This window comes from Anabaenopsis elenkinii CCIBt3563, assembly GCF_015245355.1.
GTDB lineage: Bacteria > Cyanobacteriota > Cyanobacteriia > Cyanobacteriales > Nostocaceae > Anabaenopsis > Anabaenopsis elenkinii.
The window spans coordinates 3,076,169-3,093,998 of record NZ_CP063311.1 but is presented as its reverse complement, the minus strand read 5'-3'; the positions used below and the strand labels follow the sequence as shown (position 1 = coordinate 3,093,998).

The window sequence follows — 17,830 nt, the reverse complement described above, 5'->3', positions numbered from 1 at the left end:
ACACACAGAGGTAAAGTTAGGGATTTTCCCTACCGAGAGACCATCGCTTATTTTAGGTAACCTAAATTATCAATAATTTTTGATATCACAAATATTACTTAGAGTATTACTAAGTTGACCGTTTAATAGACAAACGTGTACACTCATAGACAAACCTATGGGTGATTTTATGTTTAAGCCTCATGAATTTGCTAAAAAAATTGGTGTTTCAGTTAAAACCTTGCAAAGATGGGATGTAGAAGGAAAACTCCCAGCCAAAAGAACCTTATCAGGGCATCGTTTTTATACTGAAGATGATTTATTAATTACTCAAGGGTTGAAACCTGTAGAATCAAAACGAAAAGTAGTTGTTTATTGTAGAGTATCTTCGAGTAGTCAAAAACCCGAACTTAGAAACCAAATATCCGCGATGGAAACATTTTGTTTGAATCGTGGATTGGCTGTTGATGACTGGGTTTCAGAGATTGGAGGTGGATTAAACTTCAAGAGAAAAAAGTTTTTATCAATTATTCTATCAATGCTTAAAGGTGAAATATCAACAATTGTTGTGGCACATAAAGACAGAATGTGTCGTTTTGCTTTTGACTTGATTATGGAATTAGCAAGTTCTGTGGGATGTCAAATCATAGTTGCAAACCAGGAATCTTTATCGCCTCAGCAAGAATTAGTAGAGGATTTAATGGCAATTATTCACTGCTTTTCTTCCCGGTTATACGGATTGAGGAATTACTCCAAAGAAATTAAGGATAGCCTTAAGAATGCTATTAACAAACCTCTACAAGATATGTCAGACTTAGACAGCAAAGAAATACAGTGTTGATGTCGAGCAATGCTTTTATCCATTAAAACAAAACTCAAGTTAAATAAAACCCAAGAAATATTAATGGCTCAACACGCTGGTATAGCCAGGTTTACCTATAATTGGGGTTTAGCAACTTGGCAAAATTTGTACAAAGATGGATTAAAGCCAAACAAATATATCCTCAAGAAATTTTTTAATAATCACGTAAAACCTGAGTTGACATGGATTAAAGAAAAAGGTATTTGTCAAAAAATCACTCAATATGCTTTTGATAGTTTAGGAGAAGCTTTCCAAAGATTTTTTCAAGGACAGTCTCAATATCCTAACTTCAAAAAGAAAGGTAAAAATGATAGTTTTACAATTGATGCAGGTGGTAAACCAATTCCTGTGGGTGGCACATCAATAAAACTACCAACAATTGGATGGGTAAAAACTCATGAAGGATTACCTCATACCACGTGCAAAAGTATTACTATTTCTAGGACTGCTGATAGTTGGTATATAGCATTTTCTTATGAAAAAGAATACTTGCCAACCATTAAAGATAATGATGTTGTTGGTGTTGATTTAGGAGTTAAGGAATTAGCTACACTAAGCACTGGTGTTATATTTGCTAATCCTAAGCACTACAAGCATAACTTAGCTAAACTGCAAAGATTATCTAAGGTTTATTGCAGAAAAGCTAAAGGTTCAAATAATAAGCATAAAGCTAAAATTAAACTAGCTAGACATCATACAAGAATAGCAAACCTGAGAAAAGATACTCTTCATAAACTTACTACTTACTTATGCAAAAACCACGCGAAGATAGTAATAGAAGATTTAAATGTTTCAGGAATGTTGTCTAATCATAAATTAGCCCAAGCAATAGCTGATTGTGGGTTTTATGAGTTTAAGCGTCAGCTAGAGTATAAAGCTAAAAAATTTGGATGTGAAATTATAGTTGCTGATAGATTTTATCCATCAAGTAAAACTTGTTCTCACTGTGGACATAAACAACAAATTCTTTCTTTGTCCGAAAGAATTTATCATTGCGAGAACTGCAGTTTTGAGATAGATAGGGATCTGAACGCTGCAATTAATTTATCGCGTCTGGCTAAGGCGTGAAAGTCTACACCAGGGATAACTGCTCCCATGCTCCCATTGAAGTAGAAAGTAAAGTCTAGTTTTGTCTAGGTTTTATATAGCAGATACACCCCATAATCATCAGGGTCGCTAGTGATCTAATCATGTCGCCTAGACAGTAAATTCCTAATCCAGTAAATTATAGGCACCAGTGGAGGCTTACTCTGGATTAATGTTACCCCTGACTGATCCAGCTGTGCTGCTCCATGTCCGTATCCATCTAAGGACCCATCCACTTTCAATAAGCTATTTTCCAGATTAGCTCGTTTCCAATTCAGTTCATTAACTGTCATGGTATCTATTTTAACTCTCGAACCATTAATACCCTCGAACTTGACTTCCTGTAAAGAGGTATTCCACAGGTTAGCTCCCTCTAGATTAGCTCCCTGCAAGTTGGACTTACACAGGTTAGCATAAGCTAGGTTAGCCCATTGTAGGCAGGTATCCCGCAGGTCAGCTTCACATAGGGAGGTATTAAACAGGTTACAGCCCTCTAGATTAGCTCCCCGGAGATTAGCCCCAGTGAGATTAGCTCCCCGCAGATCCGCCATAACCAGGACACTATAGGCTAGATTTGCCCCACTTAGATCAGCATCCCTCAAGTCTATCATACTTAGATCACAGCCAGACAAGTTAGCCTTTCTGAGGTCGGAATTTGGTTTCAGTTCATACTTTTCCATACTCTATGGATCTTATACTATTAAATGTATTAAGATAAAGTGCTTTTAGGCTTATCCCCACAATATTATTGTCACTTCTACAAACAGGCAAGTCAGATTAGTCAGGAGTTTAATCTAATCTCTCTTACCCTTATGTATCCTGCTTTGAGGACTTTAGGCTGTAATCTCCATCATACTTTTCTGACCTTTTTGTATTGACAAAGCACTCGTATTAGAATAATAATCATTATCATTGACTTTCCATCCAAAACATAACATTTAACACCTGAACTTTGGGGGTAAGTTCAGCGTCATTGGGATGATGTGTGGAAATAAACCTTTTTGCTACATAAAAGTATTTTGTGGTGCTGAATTTGCATATCAAAAAACTCATCCATGCAAACAAGAGTTTATCTGTTTCCATGATTAATCAACGCCACTTTGGAACCAATCTAATTCACAACCATATTTATAGAGAGGAATTTAATGTATAAGTTTTACAGGTGTTGTTTGCTCAACTTACTAATTTTAAATACAAATTATTTAATTTTATCAACAGAATATGTCATAGCTTCAGAACCAGAAGCTGATATTGAACTGACGGTCATCGATAAACTCTTAAATCAGCCAGTATCTTCTCCCCTGCGCCGTGATGGAACAGTTCAAGATTCTACACGTCCAGTGTATGTAATTACCCAAGAAGAAATAGAAGCCAAAGGTGCGCGCACAGTCAAAGAAGCCCTACGATTCCTCCCCGGTGTTTTGAGTGATGGTACAGTGGGGACAGGAGTTGGTGCATTAAGCGGTCAATTTATTCGCGGTTCTAGGACTGAACAAGTTTTAATTTTACTTGACGGTAGACCAATAAATAATTTAGGTTCTGGTGGTTTTGACCTTTCAGAAATTACCACCAACAATATAGAAAGAGTAGAAGTTTTACCCGGTGGTGGTTCTACTTTATATGGTTCCGATGCAATTGGGGGAGTGATTAGTATTATTACTCGTCGTCCCACAGAGAAAATCACCACCCAGTCCGGAGTTACCCTGGGCGCCTACGGATTAAATCAGCAAACTATTCAAAATAGTGGTAGGTTGGGTAATATATCTTGGGTTTTAGGTTATAATCGCACCCAAGCCCAGAATAATTATCCTTTTTCCATTCCCGAAGCTAATTTTCAGGGGACAAGGGAAAATGATGATGTTCTTTTCAATAATTTTAATGTCAAATTAGAGGCAGATTTAGGAAACAGAAATACTTTAACCCTTTCTAGTTTATATTTAGGGAAAAATCAGGGAGTCTCAGGAGGAGTAGCAATTCCTGAACCTCAAGGAGGACAAGGATTTTTCAATTCCTTAACTCCTAATAATCGCAAATACACCGACCAGGTTTTACTTGATTTAACTTGGAACTCTCAGCTAGCAGAAGGAAAAGATTCCCTATTAACAGCCAAGATTTACACAGACTTTCTCAATACAAGGTTTGATAGTCCCACAAACCAAAGAGACAACAGACAGAATTCCTATGGTATCCAAACACAGCACAGTTGGAAACTTGCCAACAATCAGATTTTAGTTTATGGGTTTGATTACCGCAATGTATCAGCAACTAATAGTAGTTTAAATTTGGCTGATAATAGCAGAACATTTAGTTATGACGACAGCATTAGTCAAGGTGCATTATTTGCTAAATATGAGGTAGATGTCACACCTGGACTCGGTGTTAACTTAGGTTTACGCCAAGATTTCAACAGTTTAGCCAATGGTTCCTTTACATCACCAAGTATCGGAGCCAAACTAGGATTATCTGATTCCACCACCCTCAGAGTTAACTACATCAGAAATTTCCGTGTACCTACCCTATTTCAGTTATTTGCTCAAGGTGCGACTTTTGTAGGGAATCCCGATTTAAGACCCGAAAAAGGCAATAGTTATGATATTGGGATCGATCAGAAACTTGGTGATTTTGGTTTACTGCGCTTAACATTTTTCCAAAATACTCAATCAGATAATATTGCTTTTATTCGTCGTAGTCCCATATCCAGTTTTGAAAATATTGACTTAGTGCGTACCAGAGGAATCGAAGCAGCATTAAATGTGCAACTAGCCCAGAATATATTTGCCTTTACCAATTATACCCTCAATGACCCGCGCATTTTAGAAAGTACCAATCCTGCTGAAGTAGGTAAAGAGTTGCGTTTTGCAGGTGCAAATAGTTTAAATGCGGGAATATCCTATGAAAATGCTCAAGGCCTATATTTAGCATTTCTCATGCATTCCCTGAGTGGGTATCCTACCAATAATACCAACACAGAATTTTTATCTGGTTATACCACCTTTGATACTAAACTGCGAATTTCCCTGAGTGATAACCTTGTACTTAATGGTAGTGTAGATAATATTTTCAACCAACGCTATCAGCTATTTCCTGGTTTCCCTGACGCAGGTAGAGTTTTTCAAGTTGGTTTGAGTTCAACATTCTAAAAATTTAGTCACAAGCAAATCCTATGACTCAATTTAATCCTTGGGTAAAACCATTAAATCTGATGAAAACAGAACCTTTGCTTTCAGGAGGTAGAGTTGAATATGAAGATTTTGATGCCAGTAGCGATGTCTTATCATCACTACTTTATACCTTATTTCAGGAAAATTGGCAACAAGTAGGAGTAGGTCACGTTGCTGAAGGTGGTGTATTAGAATTAGAATTTACTGCTGCACCTAAATTATGTATTTTATATGATGGTTATTTAACAGTAGCCGCTGAAGGTTGGCATTTACACTTATGTATTGAACCCAGCTTAGGTGGTCCTGAATGTAAAACACCATTGGAATTAAGACAACAGCGTCAAGTTAGTCGCGCTGCATTTTATCGCCGCTTTAACGCACAAGGAAGTCCCAGAAGTTGGGGGATTAAATTTTGGAATGGTGCAAATGTCGAAGTGATGACCATATTTTTACCTAATCCCTTTGTGGAAGATGAAAATTTATTACCAGAAGGTAAACCTAATTTATCTAAATTAGCCCTGTATGAACAATTACGGGAAATTTACGTCTTAGGAACCAAACCCATACCATTTACCCGCAACCCTTTAAAGCGTTCTTATATATCAGTGTGTACCTCCGGGCGTTGTCTTCCTTCTCGAAAATGGGAACCTACATTTACAGCTTTAAAAACAGCAGTGGAGAAAGCAGGTTTAGATATAGAAGTCAGAACATCTGGCTGTTTGGAAGTTTGTAAACTCGGTCCAGTAGTGTTTAATTCTGAGGATAGGAGTTGGTACACTCGTGTTACTCCTGATGTAGCCCAGACTATTGTTGAGGAACATTTGGTAAAAGGTAATCAGGTGAGAGAACATTCTTACCCTCCTGTGTTGGATTAACTTGGATTTATTGAACCACAGACAAGCAGAGAACACAAACACAAGAAAACACAAGAGGAAGGATACTGGATTTATTCAAGCAGATTCATCTGTGTTCATCTGTGGTTCATTAATTCTGTGATATCTGTCATTTATCGAGTAAATAATATGAATTATGCCAAATATATTCGACGTATAATAAACCTTTATGGGTGTTTATTTTTGTTTGTTGCTACTTTAGTTATTGCTTGTAATCATCCTAATCTGATCAACTCCTGTGGTCAAACATATGATCCCAATCTTGATTATTTTCCTGTCAAAGCTACTATCAATTACGCCCAAGGTTTTGATGTAGAATATCATAAAGCCTACAAAGTTGTTACTGTTAAAAGTCCTTGGCGTGATGCCAATCGAGATTTCAAATATGTATTAGTTCAATGTGGCGCCCCTGTACCAGAAAACTTTAGAGAGACCCAAGTAATCACAGTACCTGTAGATTCTGTTGTCTCTCTTTCCACTACCCATTTACCGCATTTTACCAAATTAGGATTACTAGATAAACTCCTGGGTGTAAGAGATTTCAAGCAAGTTAATACACCGGAAGTGGTAGAGAGAATTAAAGCAGGTAATATCACAGAAGTTGGTAGAAACAATAATACCAACATCGAGCAGATATTAGAATTAAATCCGGCGTTAATTACAACCTATGCGGTAGGAAATACACAAACAGATAGTTATCCCCAACTATTAGATGCTGGGTTAAAAGTGGCGATTAATGCGGAATATATGGAAAATTCACCACTAGGAAGAAGCGAGTGGATAAAATTCACCGCTTTATTTTTCAACCAAGAAGAAAAAGCCGAAAAAGTGTTTAATCAAATTGCGAGTAAATATGAAGAAATTGCCGCAAAAACTCAGTTGGTCAACAATCGTCCTACTGTATTTGTGGGATTTAACTTTCAAGGAACTTGGTTTATGCCAGCAGGAGATAGTTATGTAGCCAAGTATCTTAATGATGCTGGGGCAAATTATCTGTGGAGTGATGATAACACATCTGGGAGTTTACCCCTATCCTTTGAGGTTGTCTTGGAACGTGCGGCTAATGCTGACTACTGGCTTAACTTTAGTCAATCTTGGCAAAGTTTACAAGATTTATTAAACGAAGATCAGCGTTATAATGCTTTTCAAGCTGTAAAAACAGGCAACCTATATAATAATGATGCCCAATTAAACGAATATCAAGGAAACGATTATTGGGAAAGTGGTATTAGTAACCCTGACATAGTTCTATCTGACTTAATCAAAATATTTCATCCCCAAATATTACCCAAGCATCAGCTAGTGTATTACCGCAAATTAACTTGAGGACTCAAGTCCCGACTAAAAACTTATAATAATGCGTGAAATTATCTCATTCTTATCTTGGCGAAGTTGGCGGTTAGTTAAATTGAAACTTAAATTACTTAGACATAAAAAGATAAATCGGCAATCCCTGATATTTCTCACCTTACTAACATTTTTAATCTTCGCCTTCTTACTAGATTTAGCTTTTGGTTCTGTAGATATACCCCTAAAGCAAGTTCTAATCATCTTACTAGGAGGAGAACCAGAAAAAGCCACATGGACGAATATTATTCTCAAATTCCGCTTACCAAAAGCCATAACAGCTACCTTAGCAGGTGTTGCTCTAGGTCTGAGTGGTTTGCAAATGCAAACTTTATTTAGAAATCCTTTGGCGGGTCCTTTTGTGTTAGGAATTAGTTCCGGTGCTAGTTTGGGGGTGGCTTTAGTTGTTCTGACAGCAAGTGCTAGTGGTGCGGGTGTAATATTCAAAAGTTTAGGTATAATAGGTGATTTAAGTTTGGTGATGGCTGCAAGTTTGGGCGCAGGTTTAACTTTAGGCTTGGTCTTAGTAGTAGCGCGGCGTGTTCAAGATACAATGCAACTGCTAATTTTAGGTTTGTTGTTTGGCTATGCTACAAGTGCGTTAGTGAGTATTTTGCTGCAATTTAGTGAAACTAATAATATCCAAACTTACATACAATGGACTTTTGGCAGTTTTAGCGGTGTTACCTGGACGCAAATATTAGTTTTAGCGCCTGTGGTAGTTTTGGGGTTAGTTATAGCTATTCTGTTGTCAAAACCTTTAAATGCACTGCTGCTAGGTGAGTCTTATGCTAGTACTCTGGGTTTAGCTGTACAACCGACTCGGTTTTGGTTGATTACTAGTGCTTCTATTTTAGCAGGGGCAATTACGGCTTTTTGTGGTCCGATCGCTTTTTTAGGTGTTTCTGTTCCTCACCTGTGTCGCAGTTTATTTCATACTTCAGACCATCGGGTATTAGTACCTGCTGTAACCAGCATGGGGGGTATTTTGGCTTTAATTGCAGATTTGGTGTCTCAGTTACCAGGAAATCAGCTAGTTTTACCCCTCAACTCTGTGACAGCTTTAATTGGAACTCCGGTTGTTAGTTGGTTGATTTTGCGCCGCAGATACTGATATTTTTTTGACCTCTGTCTAAAGCACTAAGTACGCAACTGCGTTGCTGCTTCTCAGGGGCTTTCACGCTCCCGCCAAGTTCCGGTAAGATGACAGTGGCAGTGGGGTTTGGTGATTAAGGTTTCTACTAAGGAGTTGAGGGCTGTGGCCGCTAGTAAGCCTCCTCCTAGGGTTCCTTCTATGGTAATGTATGGTATCGGTTGTTCCATAAGTCGGCGTTTGGCAGCGGGAGCATGGCTAAAGCCTATGGGTAAGCCTACAATCAGGGCTGGTTGGATTTTTTGCTGCTTGATGGCTTCACAGGTCTCTAAGAGGACTGAGGGGGCGTAGCCTATGACTAATATACTATTATTGCTAATTTGGGCAAGTTTTTGCCGCCATTTGTCCTGTTCCCAGAATTCTGTTTCCGCTTCTGGGGCGGTGGTAATATGGGGGTTGTCAATTAAGGTGATAATTTCACACCCTAGGTGGGTGAGTCTGGTCTGGTCTAAGGCGGCGGCGACTGTGGGGATATCTACGACTATTTTACACCCGGTTTTTAAAGTTTTACGACTGCTGGCGATCGCACCTGGACTGAGTTTGACAAAGGATACTAAACTCACATCACCACAGGCTAAAACTAGTTGAGCTATTAAATGTTGTTCAATTTCCGAACGCTCGGACAGGTCAGGAAGGATGCGTTGTAATGACTCGGTAAATGCTTCTGCATGATTATGTACTTCTGCATCTAACCCACTCCACAGTTGATTAAGTTCTCCTAGTCCTACTTGGGTTTCTACTTCTAGCAGTTTGAGTTGCGATAATACTTCGGCTTGCATGATTTGACAATGGCGATCGCGTCCTAATAAGCTCTCTAATGCTGAGGCTGTTTGTCTGAGTTGAGATATTTGCTGCATTACAGCTCTATATTGTTTTTGCAGTTGCTCTGTTAGGCTTTTGCTGTTGTCTGTTTCTGGTTCTATTTCTAAAATCTGACGAATATGGTTAAGTTGAAAGCCTTGGTTTTTTAAGGCGACTATGCGCTGCAGTCTAACTATATCTCTATCTGTGTACAGGCGGTAGTTCCCTGGCGATCGCTGTGGTTGTGGTAGTAGTCCTAGTTGATGGTAATGTCTCACCATCCGGGGGGTTATCCCTTGTCCTACTGCTTGGGTGAGTTCTTTGATTGTTAGGGTGGTCATCTGTTTTTAAACGCAAAGGTTCGCAAAGTAGTTTTTATCGATTTTAGGCTTGACATTAACAGTAATGTCAAGGTTTACGGTGAGGGAATTGTGATTAATAAGTTATTATGGTTAGTTCTCGGGATTTCACAAGATTTACTGCGGAACATTCCGATACTTTGGCGGCTGTGTTTTGTGGTGTATTTTTGTTTTTGGGTTGGTTGGCTTTGTCTGTTGATTGGTTAGGATGGGCGTTACTCTTATTACCCGCTGCTTATGTGATTGGTGGTTATGATAGCGCCCGGGAGGGTCTGACAACTCTAATTAAAGAACAAGAATTAGATGTTGATCTGTTAATGATTGTGGCTGCTCTGGGTGCTGCTGGTTTGGGTTTGTGGCGCGGGGAATACTATCTAATTATTGATGGGGGAATTTTGATTCTCATCTTTGCTATTAGTGGCGCACTGGAAGGTTACGCTATGCGTCGCACTGAGAAGAGTATCCGCGGTTTGATGAGTTTGACACCAGATACGGCGAGGGTTTTACTGGGGGGAGAAACAGAAATGCTCCCTATTACTCAACTCAAGGTAGGTGATGAAATTATTGTTAAACCAGGGGAATTGATTCCTACTGATGGTATAATTATTTCTGGGTATAGTAGCCTGAATCAAGCAGCAATTACAGGGGAGTCTTTACCTATAGAAAAGTCGGTGGGAGATGAGGTTTTTGCCGGAACTCTCAACGGTTTTGGCGCTTTGCATCTACAGGTACACAAACCACCCTCTAGCAGTTTGATTCAGCGTGTGATTCGTTTGGTGGAACAAGCACAGACGGAAGCACCCCCTTCTCAACAGTTTATTGAGAAATTTGAACGCACCTATGCGCGGGTAATTGTGGTCAGTGGGGTGTTGTTGGTGTTTCTACCGCCGTTAATTTGGGGTTGGAGTTGGGAAGTTACTATTTATCGTGCTCTGACTTTTTTGGTGGTGGCTTCTCCCTGTGCCCTGATGGCGGCAATTATGCCTACACTATTATCGGGTATTGCTAATGGTGCACGACAAGGGATTTTATTTAAGAATGGGGCGCAGTTGGAAAAAATTGGTAAGGTTCGCGCCATTGCTTTTGATAAAACAGGTACTTTAACTACAGGTAATCTGCAAGTTTCTGGGGTAATTTCTAGGGGTGAATATTCGGAAGCACAAGTATTAAAAATAGCGGCAGCCTTGGAATCCTGTTCTGAACACCCCATTGGTAAGGCTATTGTACAGGCAGCTGGTACAGGTTGGGAATGTGGGGTTGATGTCCAAGCTATACCTGGACAGGGAATTGTCGGCTTTGTCAACCATCAACAGGTGTGTGTGGGAAATACAGCTTTTATACAGCCATATGTTATCCAGTCCCCAGAGGACTTACAAACCTGGGCGCAATCTCAGGAAAATCACGGTAAAACTGTGGTTTGGGTGGCACTGGCTCAACAGGTCATAGGTGCGATCGCCATTGCTGATCTAATTAGACCAGAAGCTGTATCTATGATTACTCGCTTGCGAAATTTAGGGGTTGAGCAAATTGTCATGATTACCGGGGACAATCAACGCACAGCTGACAATGTAGCCCAGACTGTGGGTATTGATCAAGTGTATGCAGAACTCTTACCTGAAGATAAGCTGAATGTGATCCGTCAGCTGCAACAAGAGTACCAAACTGTGGCTATGGTAGGAGACGGCATTAATGATGCTCCCGCCCTCGCCCAGGCTTCTGTGGGTATTGCTATGGGTATAGCCGGCAGTGATGTAGCTTTGGAAACCGCAGATATAGTATTGATGGCGGATAAATTAGAAAAATTAGCCACAGCTATCGAATTAGGTAGGCGATCGCACTCCATTGTCAAACAGAATATAGTTATAGCTCTAGGCTTCATTATATTACTGTTAATCGGTAACTTTTTAGGCAACATTAACTTACCCATTGGCGTTATTGGTCACGAAGGTTCCACCGTGTTAGTTACACTCAGTGGTTTAAGATTACTAAGAAATTAATTTTATAGGGATTCCGGGTTTAAATTGCGATCACCCGGAAATGATATCAGCTACTCGGCTGCAAAACACCTGTGGGTATTTAACCCGCCCATGTTATCCCAGTTAAATGGCCATTAGCTTACAATTAGCATTGCATTGATATTCAGGAGCAATAAAATGGGATTAACTGAACAGCTGTTAACTGCCAACAAAAAGGCTATGCTCATAGATGATTGCTGCCAAATGATTGATCGGCAGCTAGCTTCTAAATCAGGTATCAGTGGTATAGCCTTGAAAACTGCCTTCACAGCCTTAAAAGGAGTGAACCCCGGATACATCCCTTATATTGTTGAGCAGCTGCTACCACAATTCCTGACAGCCCTTGACCCTCTCTGGACTGAGGGTACAGCCAAGGGTGATCCCGCATCTCATCTCATCGCCAGTCGCTCTGAAACAGCAGACGCTATGCTCAGTATTACCGATGCTAGAATCAAGCATACAAAGCGGCAAATAGTTAAAGGAACCTATGAAAAATTCCGGAGTTCCGCCAAGAAACACGTAGAAGAAGCAGTTCCAGACCTAGCTAATATAGTAGATAAACATACTAAAATTTAAGGGCAATCCGGTATGTAAATGAAATTCATTTACATACTGGTGAACCTTGGGATTTACCGACGACAGTGGATAATTTCCGCTCCCGATGGCGGTATCCTCGGCTTATACAAAAGTTAGAAATATTTTAGCAACAAGTAGTATAATTGTACTGCAAGAATATTTACTCTGTGTGGTAGTCCTTCTCATGATACATGATCAAGCGATTTCTATTTCCCTATTTACAGGTGCATTTGGTCTGGATTTAGGTATGGAAGCAGCCGGATTTCATACAGTGACTGTAGTGGAAAAAGACCATGATGCTGCAAAAACAATTCTTCTTAACAGACCTGATCTTAAAGAAAGTGCTGTTCCTAGAGAAATAGAAAAAGTTAGTTCTCAAAGACTACTTGAGGAAGGGGGAAGATTTTTAAAATTAGGTCGTGCTTTACAAGTGGGAGAAGTAGATTTAGTAACAGGTGGTCCACCCTGTCAGCCATTTAGTACCGCAGGAAAAAGAGGTTCAGTGATGGACCCTCGCGGTAGTTTATTTATGGAATTTATTCGTGTTGTTCAAGAAGTTCAACCCCGTTTTTTCTTGATGGAAAATGTCAAAGGGTTACTTTCAGCACCTATTCGTCACAGACCAATTAATGAACGGGGTAAAAATCATCCCCCTTTGGCAGATGATGAAATGCCAGGATCTGCATTAAGTGTGGTACTATCAGAAATGAAACAACTAGGATATAAGGTAGTTTATAATCTCTTAGAAGCAGCAGATTATGGCGTTCCACAAAATAGAGAGCGTGTAGTATTTATTGGTTCTAGAGATGGTGAGACTGCTACATTTCCTCTCCCCAAATATTGCCAAGATGGTCAACATCTACCTAAATGGCGGACTCTAAGAGATGCTTTAACAGGTTTAGTTGATAGAGAGTCAGAGTTTATAAGTTATTCAGAAAATCGCTTAAAATATTTAAGATTATTAGAAGCAGGACAAAACTGGAGACATTTACCAGAGGAATTAAAAAAAGAGGCTATGGGCGGTGCTTATGATTCGGGAGGTGGAAAAGTCGGTTTTTATAGAAGATTATCCTGGGATAAACCTTCTCCGACAATAACCACAAGTCCACATCAAAAAGCTACTGATATGTGTCATCCCGTAGAGTTGCGTTCTTTAACTGTGCGTGAGTCGGCAAAAATTCAAACTTTTCCCGATGATTGGATCTTCTCTGGTTCGATAAGTTCTAAATATAAACAAATTGGTAATGCAGTTCCGGTATTGCTTGCAAAAGAAATTGGTACTTATCTTTTTAGTTTAATCCAGGGAAATAAACCAAAAGGTAAAGAAATATCTGAACAACTATTGCTATTATAGCTATAGAATTTTAACTGTCTTTTTTTGTAGCTTTATACCTACTCTTAAACTCTGAACTTTTAAGAACTATCTCAGAGGATGTTTGATAAGTTTTCAACAGGTAATTTTTATCTTAGGGAAAAGGGAACAGGGAACACACCGAACAGGGAACAGGGAATGGGGAATGGGGAACACGGTATGGCTAACGCCACGCTATCGCTATCGACTTCGCTCACCGACCACACAAAAAACAATCAAATCCAGTCCCCTCCCCTTACAAGGCTATCCATTACCCGGATCTTTCTTAACATTCGTGAGAGCGATCGCTCGCAAACCCCCAAACCTTAATCCTCCGTTGATGATTCTCAATAAAATAAGGGTTTTATCAAGAATAATAAGGTACATTTTGTCAAGAGTAGGTAAATTTTCAAGCCTTGAAACCATTGCCACATAAATGTTTCAAGATTGTTAAGAAAGATGTGAGTAATGAATAGCCTTACAAGGGGAGGGTTAGGGAGGGGTCAAATAATATTCGATATACTAATCATGACTTTCCAAACAACCTCTGAGCCGAAAAAATCAAGCCAGTAGATAGAGTCATTCTATCTACTGGCTCAATGTAATCACCAGCGAAAAAGACCTTTACACTAGTTTTAAATCAGGATACTCCGCCAAAATATCATCAGAAGTCAGGGTATCCCCTTGAGCTTGAGGAGTCCAAAGCACCTCAATAGCTAAAAGTTGATCCCCAGAAATTCCACCAATTCGCCGCAAAACTTGACGCAAATCATCAGCACTGTTGACATCTGGGATTTCCAACTTCCCTAATGTCGCTGCTAGTAGAGTGACAATTAGGTATTCCCCTGGTGCTTCACTGAGTTGATCAGCAGGGGGTAAAGCCTCTTTTTTCAAAGCTGCTTTCAGCTGGTTATTGACGTTAGACAGAGTTTCTTCACTAAACTTGCTGCGTTCGGCTAATGATAAACGGTTAAACTGACTTTCAGCCGCATTTAATTTAACTTGCTGCGTACCCCCACCTGCGTAGACCCAATATTCTGGATGACGCAGTAAAGCTAAACTGACTTCTTGCAATACTTCTGCTCTCCCTTGTGGGGAGTTAGTATCAGCAGATTCGGCTATCTGGTCGAGTTCGGTTTGCAAACCACGCGCTTGCGCTAATAAACCAACTTGTAACCGAGTTACAGAAACAGGAGGATTGCTGCTGTACTCTAAGTCTTCCCCTTCACCACTGCTCACACGGCGGAAGGTTTGTACTAAGAAATTAGTGATCGCCAAGAAAATTAAGATGGTAAATAGACCGCCAAACCCACCGCCAATCCCCCAAAAGGGAATCAAGAAGGGAAAGCCGAAACCACCACCAGGATAGTATCCTCCACCACCAGGAGGCGCATAAGTGCGCGGTGTATAGCTGCGGCTAGAAGGCGCTCTAAATGAGCCGCCACCGATGCGACCACCACTGCGCGCCGCTAATGCACCATCAGCATGGCTAAGTGCTAAAGTTAGCACTAGACTAAAAAGAAAGAAAACCTTTAACAAGGGTTTAATGGTTTGTTTTAGTTTTTTACCCATAACACAGACACTGAAAAAGTGTATTACTTATGATTGTTTTCTATGTTCCCAGAAATCTTTTAGTTACTGCAATTATGCTACACAGTAACCAGTGAGTTGTTGATTAACACTAGCTGTTTTTAAGATTCAGTTTTTTAGTATACGTCCAATCTACCCCATCTCATCTTGATTAGACACTCAGCCCTGGGGGGATTTCTGTGGTAGATAACCGTACATCAAGGATACCGACCATTTATATCGTGTCGGACAAATGAATTATCTTATCTTGAGAGTTTGTCATGGGTACTGGTTTAGTCCCTCCAGGTACTGACTACCTAGCCCACATTAGCTAATCTAGAAGCGAATCAGAATTTAATCTCCTTAACCTCAGTCATTTATCATACTTACTTCTATGATCATTAGGGATCTAACTATAGGATCAGCCACTGAAGCATCATCAGCAAAACAGTATAATTGTCCGGATATTAACCAGAATTGACGATATCTATGACTAGATAATCATATTTTTCCGGCATTGTGTCACGACAAATAAGTTTATCTAGGATACCCTATTGGTAGCGGCAAAATTTCCGAGTATTTTAGGAATAAAACCGGTATTTTTAGGCGATTATTCGCAAATACGTTTCATTTAAGTGTTCAACTTGTTTAAATTTATTTAACTCTCAAATAATTTACAGAAACTTCACACTAATCATCCAAAATTATCCATAGCCAATGTTATAAAATATAACTGAGATATATGTAATAGATTCCCTCAAGGAATTATCCAAAATTATGTTTTTATATATCGTAAAGAGTGGTAATTGTCTATACAGATATCTCTGGTTTCCCTGTCTTAATTAAGAGGGGCAAAAAATGCTACTAAGAAATGGGTAAATCGCTTTTTCGTGAATGATAGCTATTAGCTAAAATCAAAAAATAGCCCAAATTTTGGGTGACTCAAGAGGAAGTCTGCCTTCAATAGTTAGTATATCCAGGAGCAAGACTCTAACTTGGGAATTTAATACTTTGTCAGAAGATGTTGTAAATCGGGCACTCAAATCTGAAGTTTGAATTCTGTTACCAAGTATTTTGTTTCCTCCTTATTTAACTTATTGGATTGAACTAAAACACAGTCAATAATTCCCAAATTCGTAAGTTAAATTACTATTGACTCCATGGGAAATAAACATCACTTTTAGTATTGAAAGTTACATAATATTTAAATCCAACTTATCAAAAATGAGCATGGAACATCTCTCACAACAGCGAACAAACATCCGAAAGGAAAAAGCAAATCCTGATATTTTAGTCATATCTAGTTTATTTCTGCCGAAAAAATCAGTCATTGGGGAATATATCTATAATCGCTGTGTTCAAGACCCAGAAAGAGTAGTGGTTCTCACATCTGCTTGTTATGGTGATCAAGTATTTGATCAGGCTCAGGAATTTTCCGTATATCGCTGGCCAAATTTTCGCTACTGGTTAGGTCATTTTCTGGGAAGTCTATTACAACCTACTATCGATTTAGTCTGCTCATTTGTGCTAGCAATCAAACTATATTTTCGTTATCATTACCGTTATATTGAATGGGGTCACGGCTACGAGTTTCCAGCATTATTACTATTGAGCTATATCCTACCTATACGCTTTTTTATGTATCTCCATGGTAGCGATATTATTGACACTTTACATAATCCCATATGGCGATCGCTCTTAAAATTGACCCTGAAACGCGCCGAGGGAATTGTTTGTAACAGTCACGTTACTCAAGATTATCTTCAGAAAACTTTCCGCTTAAAAACTCCCACCCATGTCATTCAACCTATAGTCAGACCAGAAAAATTGGGTATTCAAAAGAATCAAGGTAATTTTGATGATTTACGTCAACGAGTGCGGGAAGCTTACAATATTCCCGAAACAGCAATAGTAATTCTTTCGGTAGGAAGGTTAGTTAAGCAAAAAAGCTTTGATCGTGTGATTGAAAACTTACCACTGCTACTCACAATTGGAGTGGATGTTTACTATATACTGTGCGGCCAAGGGCCATGTGAACCGGGATTAAAAAAATTAGCCCAGCGGTTGCGGGTGGACAAGCGAGTACACCTGACCGGATATGTACCCGATGAGGAATTAGCTGGCTATTATGCAGCTTGTGATCTGTTTGCGATGCTCACTTGCTTAGATACTCAGGAATATATACAGGGTTTTGGTGTGGTGTACTTAGAAGCAAATTACTTCGGTAAGCCTGTGATTGCTTCTCGTTTAGGCTCGGTGATTGATATAGTTCGCCATGAAGAAAATGGGATTCTAGTGAATCCCAAATCTGGATACGAAGTTTTTCAGGCTTTTAAACGATTGTGTAAGGACCAGCATTTACGTGAAAAACTCGGTCGCAAAGGTAAACAATTAGCCAGACACAAAACCCTTTACCGTTCCCTCTACCTACCTGAACCTATCCCTAATGGTGTGCTGAATTAACCACCACCTACAATGGTGACTATTTCTAAGCGATCGCCTGGCTGCATTTGTGTTTTTGCCCAAAATTGACGGTGTAAAATTTCACCATTATATTCCACCGCTACTAACCGGGGATTAAAACCGAACTGTTGCAGCAAATCTGGTAACAGGGTTTGGGAGGAGCAACTACGGGTTTCGCCATTTACCTGGAGGGTAATCTGATTAGACATCTTTAA

14 protein-coding genes are annotated in these 17,830 nt (G+C 39.5%); 10 read left to right on the top strand and 4 right to left on the bottom strand.

The window, feature by feature from the left end; all coding sequences use genetic code 11:
- The first annotated feature begins 169 nt into the window (after nt 1–169).
- Nucleotides 170–820 carry an IS607 family transposase gene (locus IM676_RS13585; protein ID WP_200990209.1) on the top strand — a complete coding sequence of 217 codons (651 nt, stop codon included), beginning with the start codon at nt 170–172 and terminating at the stop codon, nt 818–820.
- A 9-nt stretch (nt 821–829) separates the two neighbouring features.
- A complete protein-coding gene (locus IM676_RS13580; RefSeq protein ID WP_200987393.1) occupies nt 830–1,909 on the top strand; it encodes an RNA-guided endonuclease InsQ/TnpB family protein in 1,080 nt (359 codons plus the stop codon).
- A 116-nt stretch (nt 1,910–2,025) separates the two neighbouring features.
- On the opposite strand, the gene IM676_RS13575 is transcribed toward IM676_RS13580, so the two are convergent.
- The gene (locus IM676_RS13575) at nt 2,026–2,607 is read right to left on the bottom strand and encodes a pentapeptide repeat-containing protein (protein WP_200987392.1); all 582 of its coding nucleotides are present in this window, start codon (nt 2,605–2,607) and stop codon (nt 2,026–2,028) included.
- A gap of 465 nt (nt 2,608–3,072) precedes the next feature.
- On the opposite strand from IM676_RS13575, the gene IM676_RS13570 reads away from it, so the two are divergent.
- From IM676_RS13570 to IM676_RS13555, 4 genes are all read left to right on the top strand, one after another.
- A complete protein-coding gene (locus tag IM676_RS13570) occupies nt 3,073–5,067 on the top strand; it encodes a TonB-dependent receptor plug domain-containing protein (protein WP_200987391.1) in 1,995 nt (664 codons plus the stop codon).
- A gap of 23 nt (nt 5,068–5,090) precedes the next feature.
- Complete coding sequence (locus tag IM676_RS13565) at nt 5,091–5,963, top strand: (2Fe-2S) ferredoxin domain-containing protein (protein WP_200987390.1); 873 nt, start codon at nt 5,091–5,093, stop codon at nt 5,961–5,963.
- Between the two features lie 147 nt (nt 5,964–6,110).
- On the top strand, nt 6,111–7,307 hold the full coding sequence (locus IM676_RS13560) for an ABC transporter substrate-binding protein (RefSeq protein WP_200987389.1): 1,197 nt from the start codon (nt 6,111–6,113) through the stop codon (nt 7,305–7,307).
- A 31-nt stretch (nt 7,308–7,338) separates the two neighbouring features.
- Nucleotides 7,339–8,442 (top strand): iron ABC transporter permease, encoded by a 1,104-nt coding sequence (locus tag IM676_RS13555; RefSeq protein ID WP_200987388.1) that lies wholly within the window; start codon nt 7,339–7,341, stop codon nt 8,440–8,442.
- Between the two features lie 53 nt (nt 8,443–8,495).
- On the opposite strand, the gene IM676_RS13550 is transcribed toward IM676_RS13555, so the two are convergent.
- Nucleotides 8,496–9,623, bottom strand: a complete 1,128-nt coding sequence (locus tag IM676_RS13550) for a precorrin-8X methylmutase (RefSeq protein ID WP_200987387.1) — start codon at nt 9,621–9,623, stop codon at nt 8,496–8,498.
- A 107-nt stretch (nt 9,624–9,730) separates the two neighbouring features.
- Here IM676_RS13550 and IM676_RS13545 point away from each other — a divergent pair, with 107 nt between their 5' ends.
- From IM676_RS13545 to IM676_RS13535, 3 genes are all read left to right on the top strand, one after another.
- Nucleotides 9,731–11,638: a heavy metal translocating P-type ATPase gene (locus tag IM676_RS13545; RefSeq protein WP_200987386.1), complete on the top strand. Its 1,908-nt coding sequence runs from the start codon at nt 9,731–9,733 to the stop codon at nt 11,636–11,638.
- 156 nt (nt 11,639–11,794) lie between these two features.
- Entirely contained in the window at nt 11,795–12,232 is a 438-nt protein-coding gene (locus IM676_RS13540) for a DUF6918 family protein (RefSeq protein WP_200987385.1), read from the top strand.
- 184 nt (nt 12,233–12,416) lie between these two features.
- The gene (locus tag IM676_RS13535; protein WP_200990208.1) at nt 12,417–13,586 is read left to right on the top strand and encodes a DNA cytosine methyltransferase; all 1,170 of its coding nucleotides are present in this window, start codon (nt 12,417–12,419) and stop codon (nt 13,584–13,586) included.
- A gap of 621 nt (nt 13,587–14,207) precedes the next feature.
- Here the strand turns inward: IM676_RS13535 and IM676_RS13530 are convergent.
- Nucleotides 14,208–15,155, bottom strand: coding sequence for a DUF1517 domain-containing protein (locus IM676_RS13530; RefSeq protein WP_200987384.1), 948 nt, complete (start codon nt 15,153–15,155; stop codon nt 14,208–14,210).
- Nucleotides 15,156–16,382: 1,227 nt separating this feature from the next.
- On the opposite strand from IM676_RS13530, the gene IM676_RS13525 reads away from it, so the two are divergent.
- Nucleotides 16,383–17,615, top strand: coding sequence for a glycosyltransferase family 4 protein (locus tag IM676_RS13525; protein WP_200987383.1), 1,233 nt, complete (start codon nt 16,383–16,385; stop codon nt 17,613–17,615).
- On the opposite strand, the gene thiS is transcribed toward IM676_RS13525, so the two are convergent.
- Nucleotides 17,612–17,824, bottom strand: a complete 213-nt coding sequence (thiS, locus tag IM676_RS13520; RefSeq protein ID WP_200987382.1) for a sulfur carrier protein ThiS — start codon at nt 17,822–17,824, stop codon at nt 17,612–17,614. The genes IM676_RS13525 and thiS overlap by 4 nt on opposite strands.
- Between the last annotated feature and the right edge of the window lie 6 nt (nt 17,825–17,830).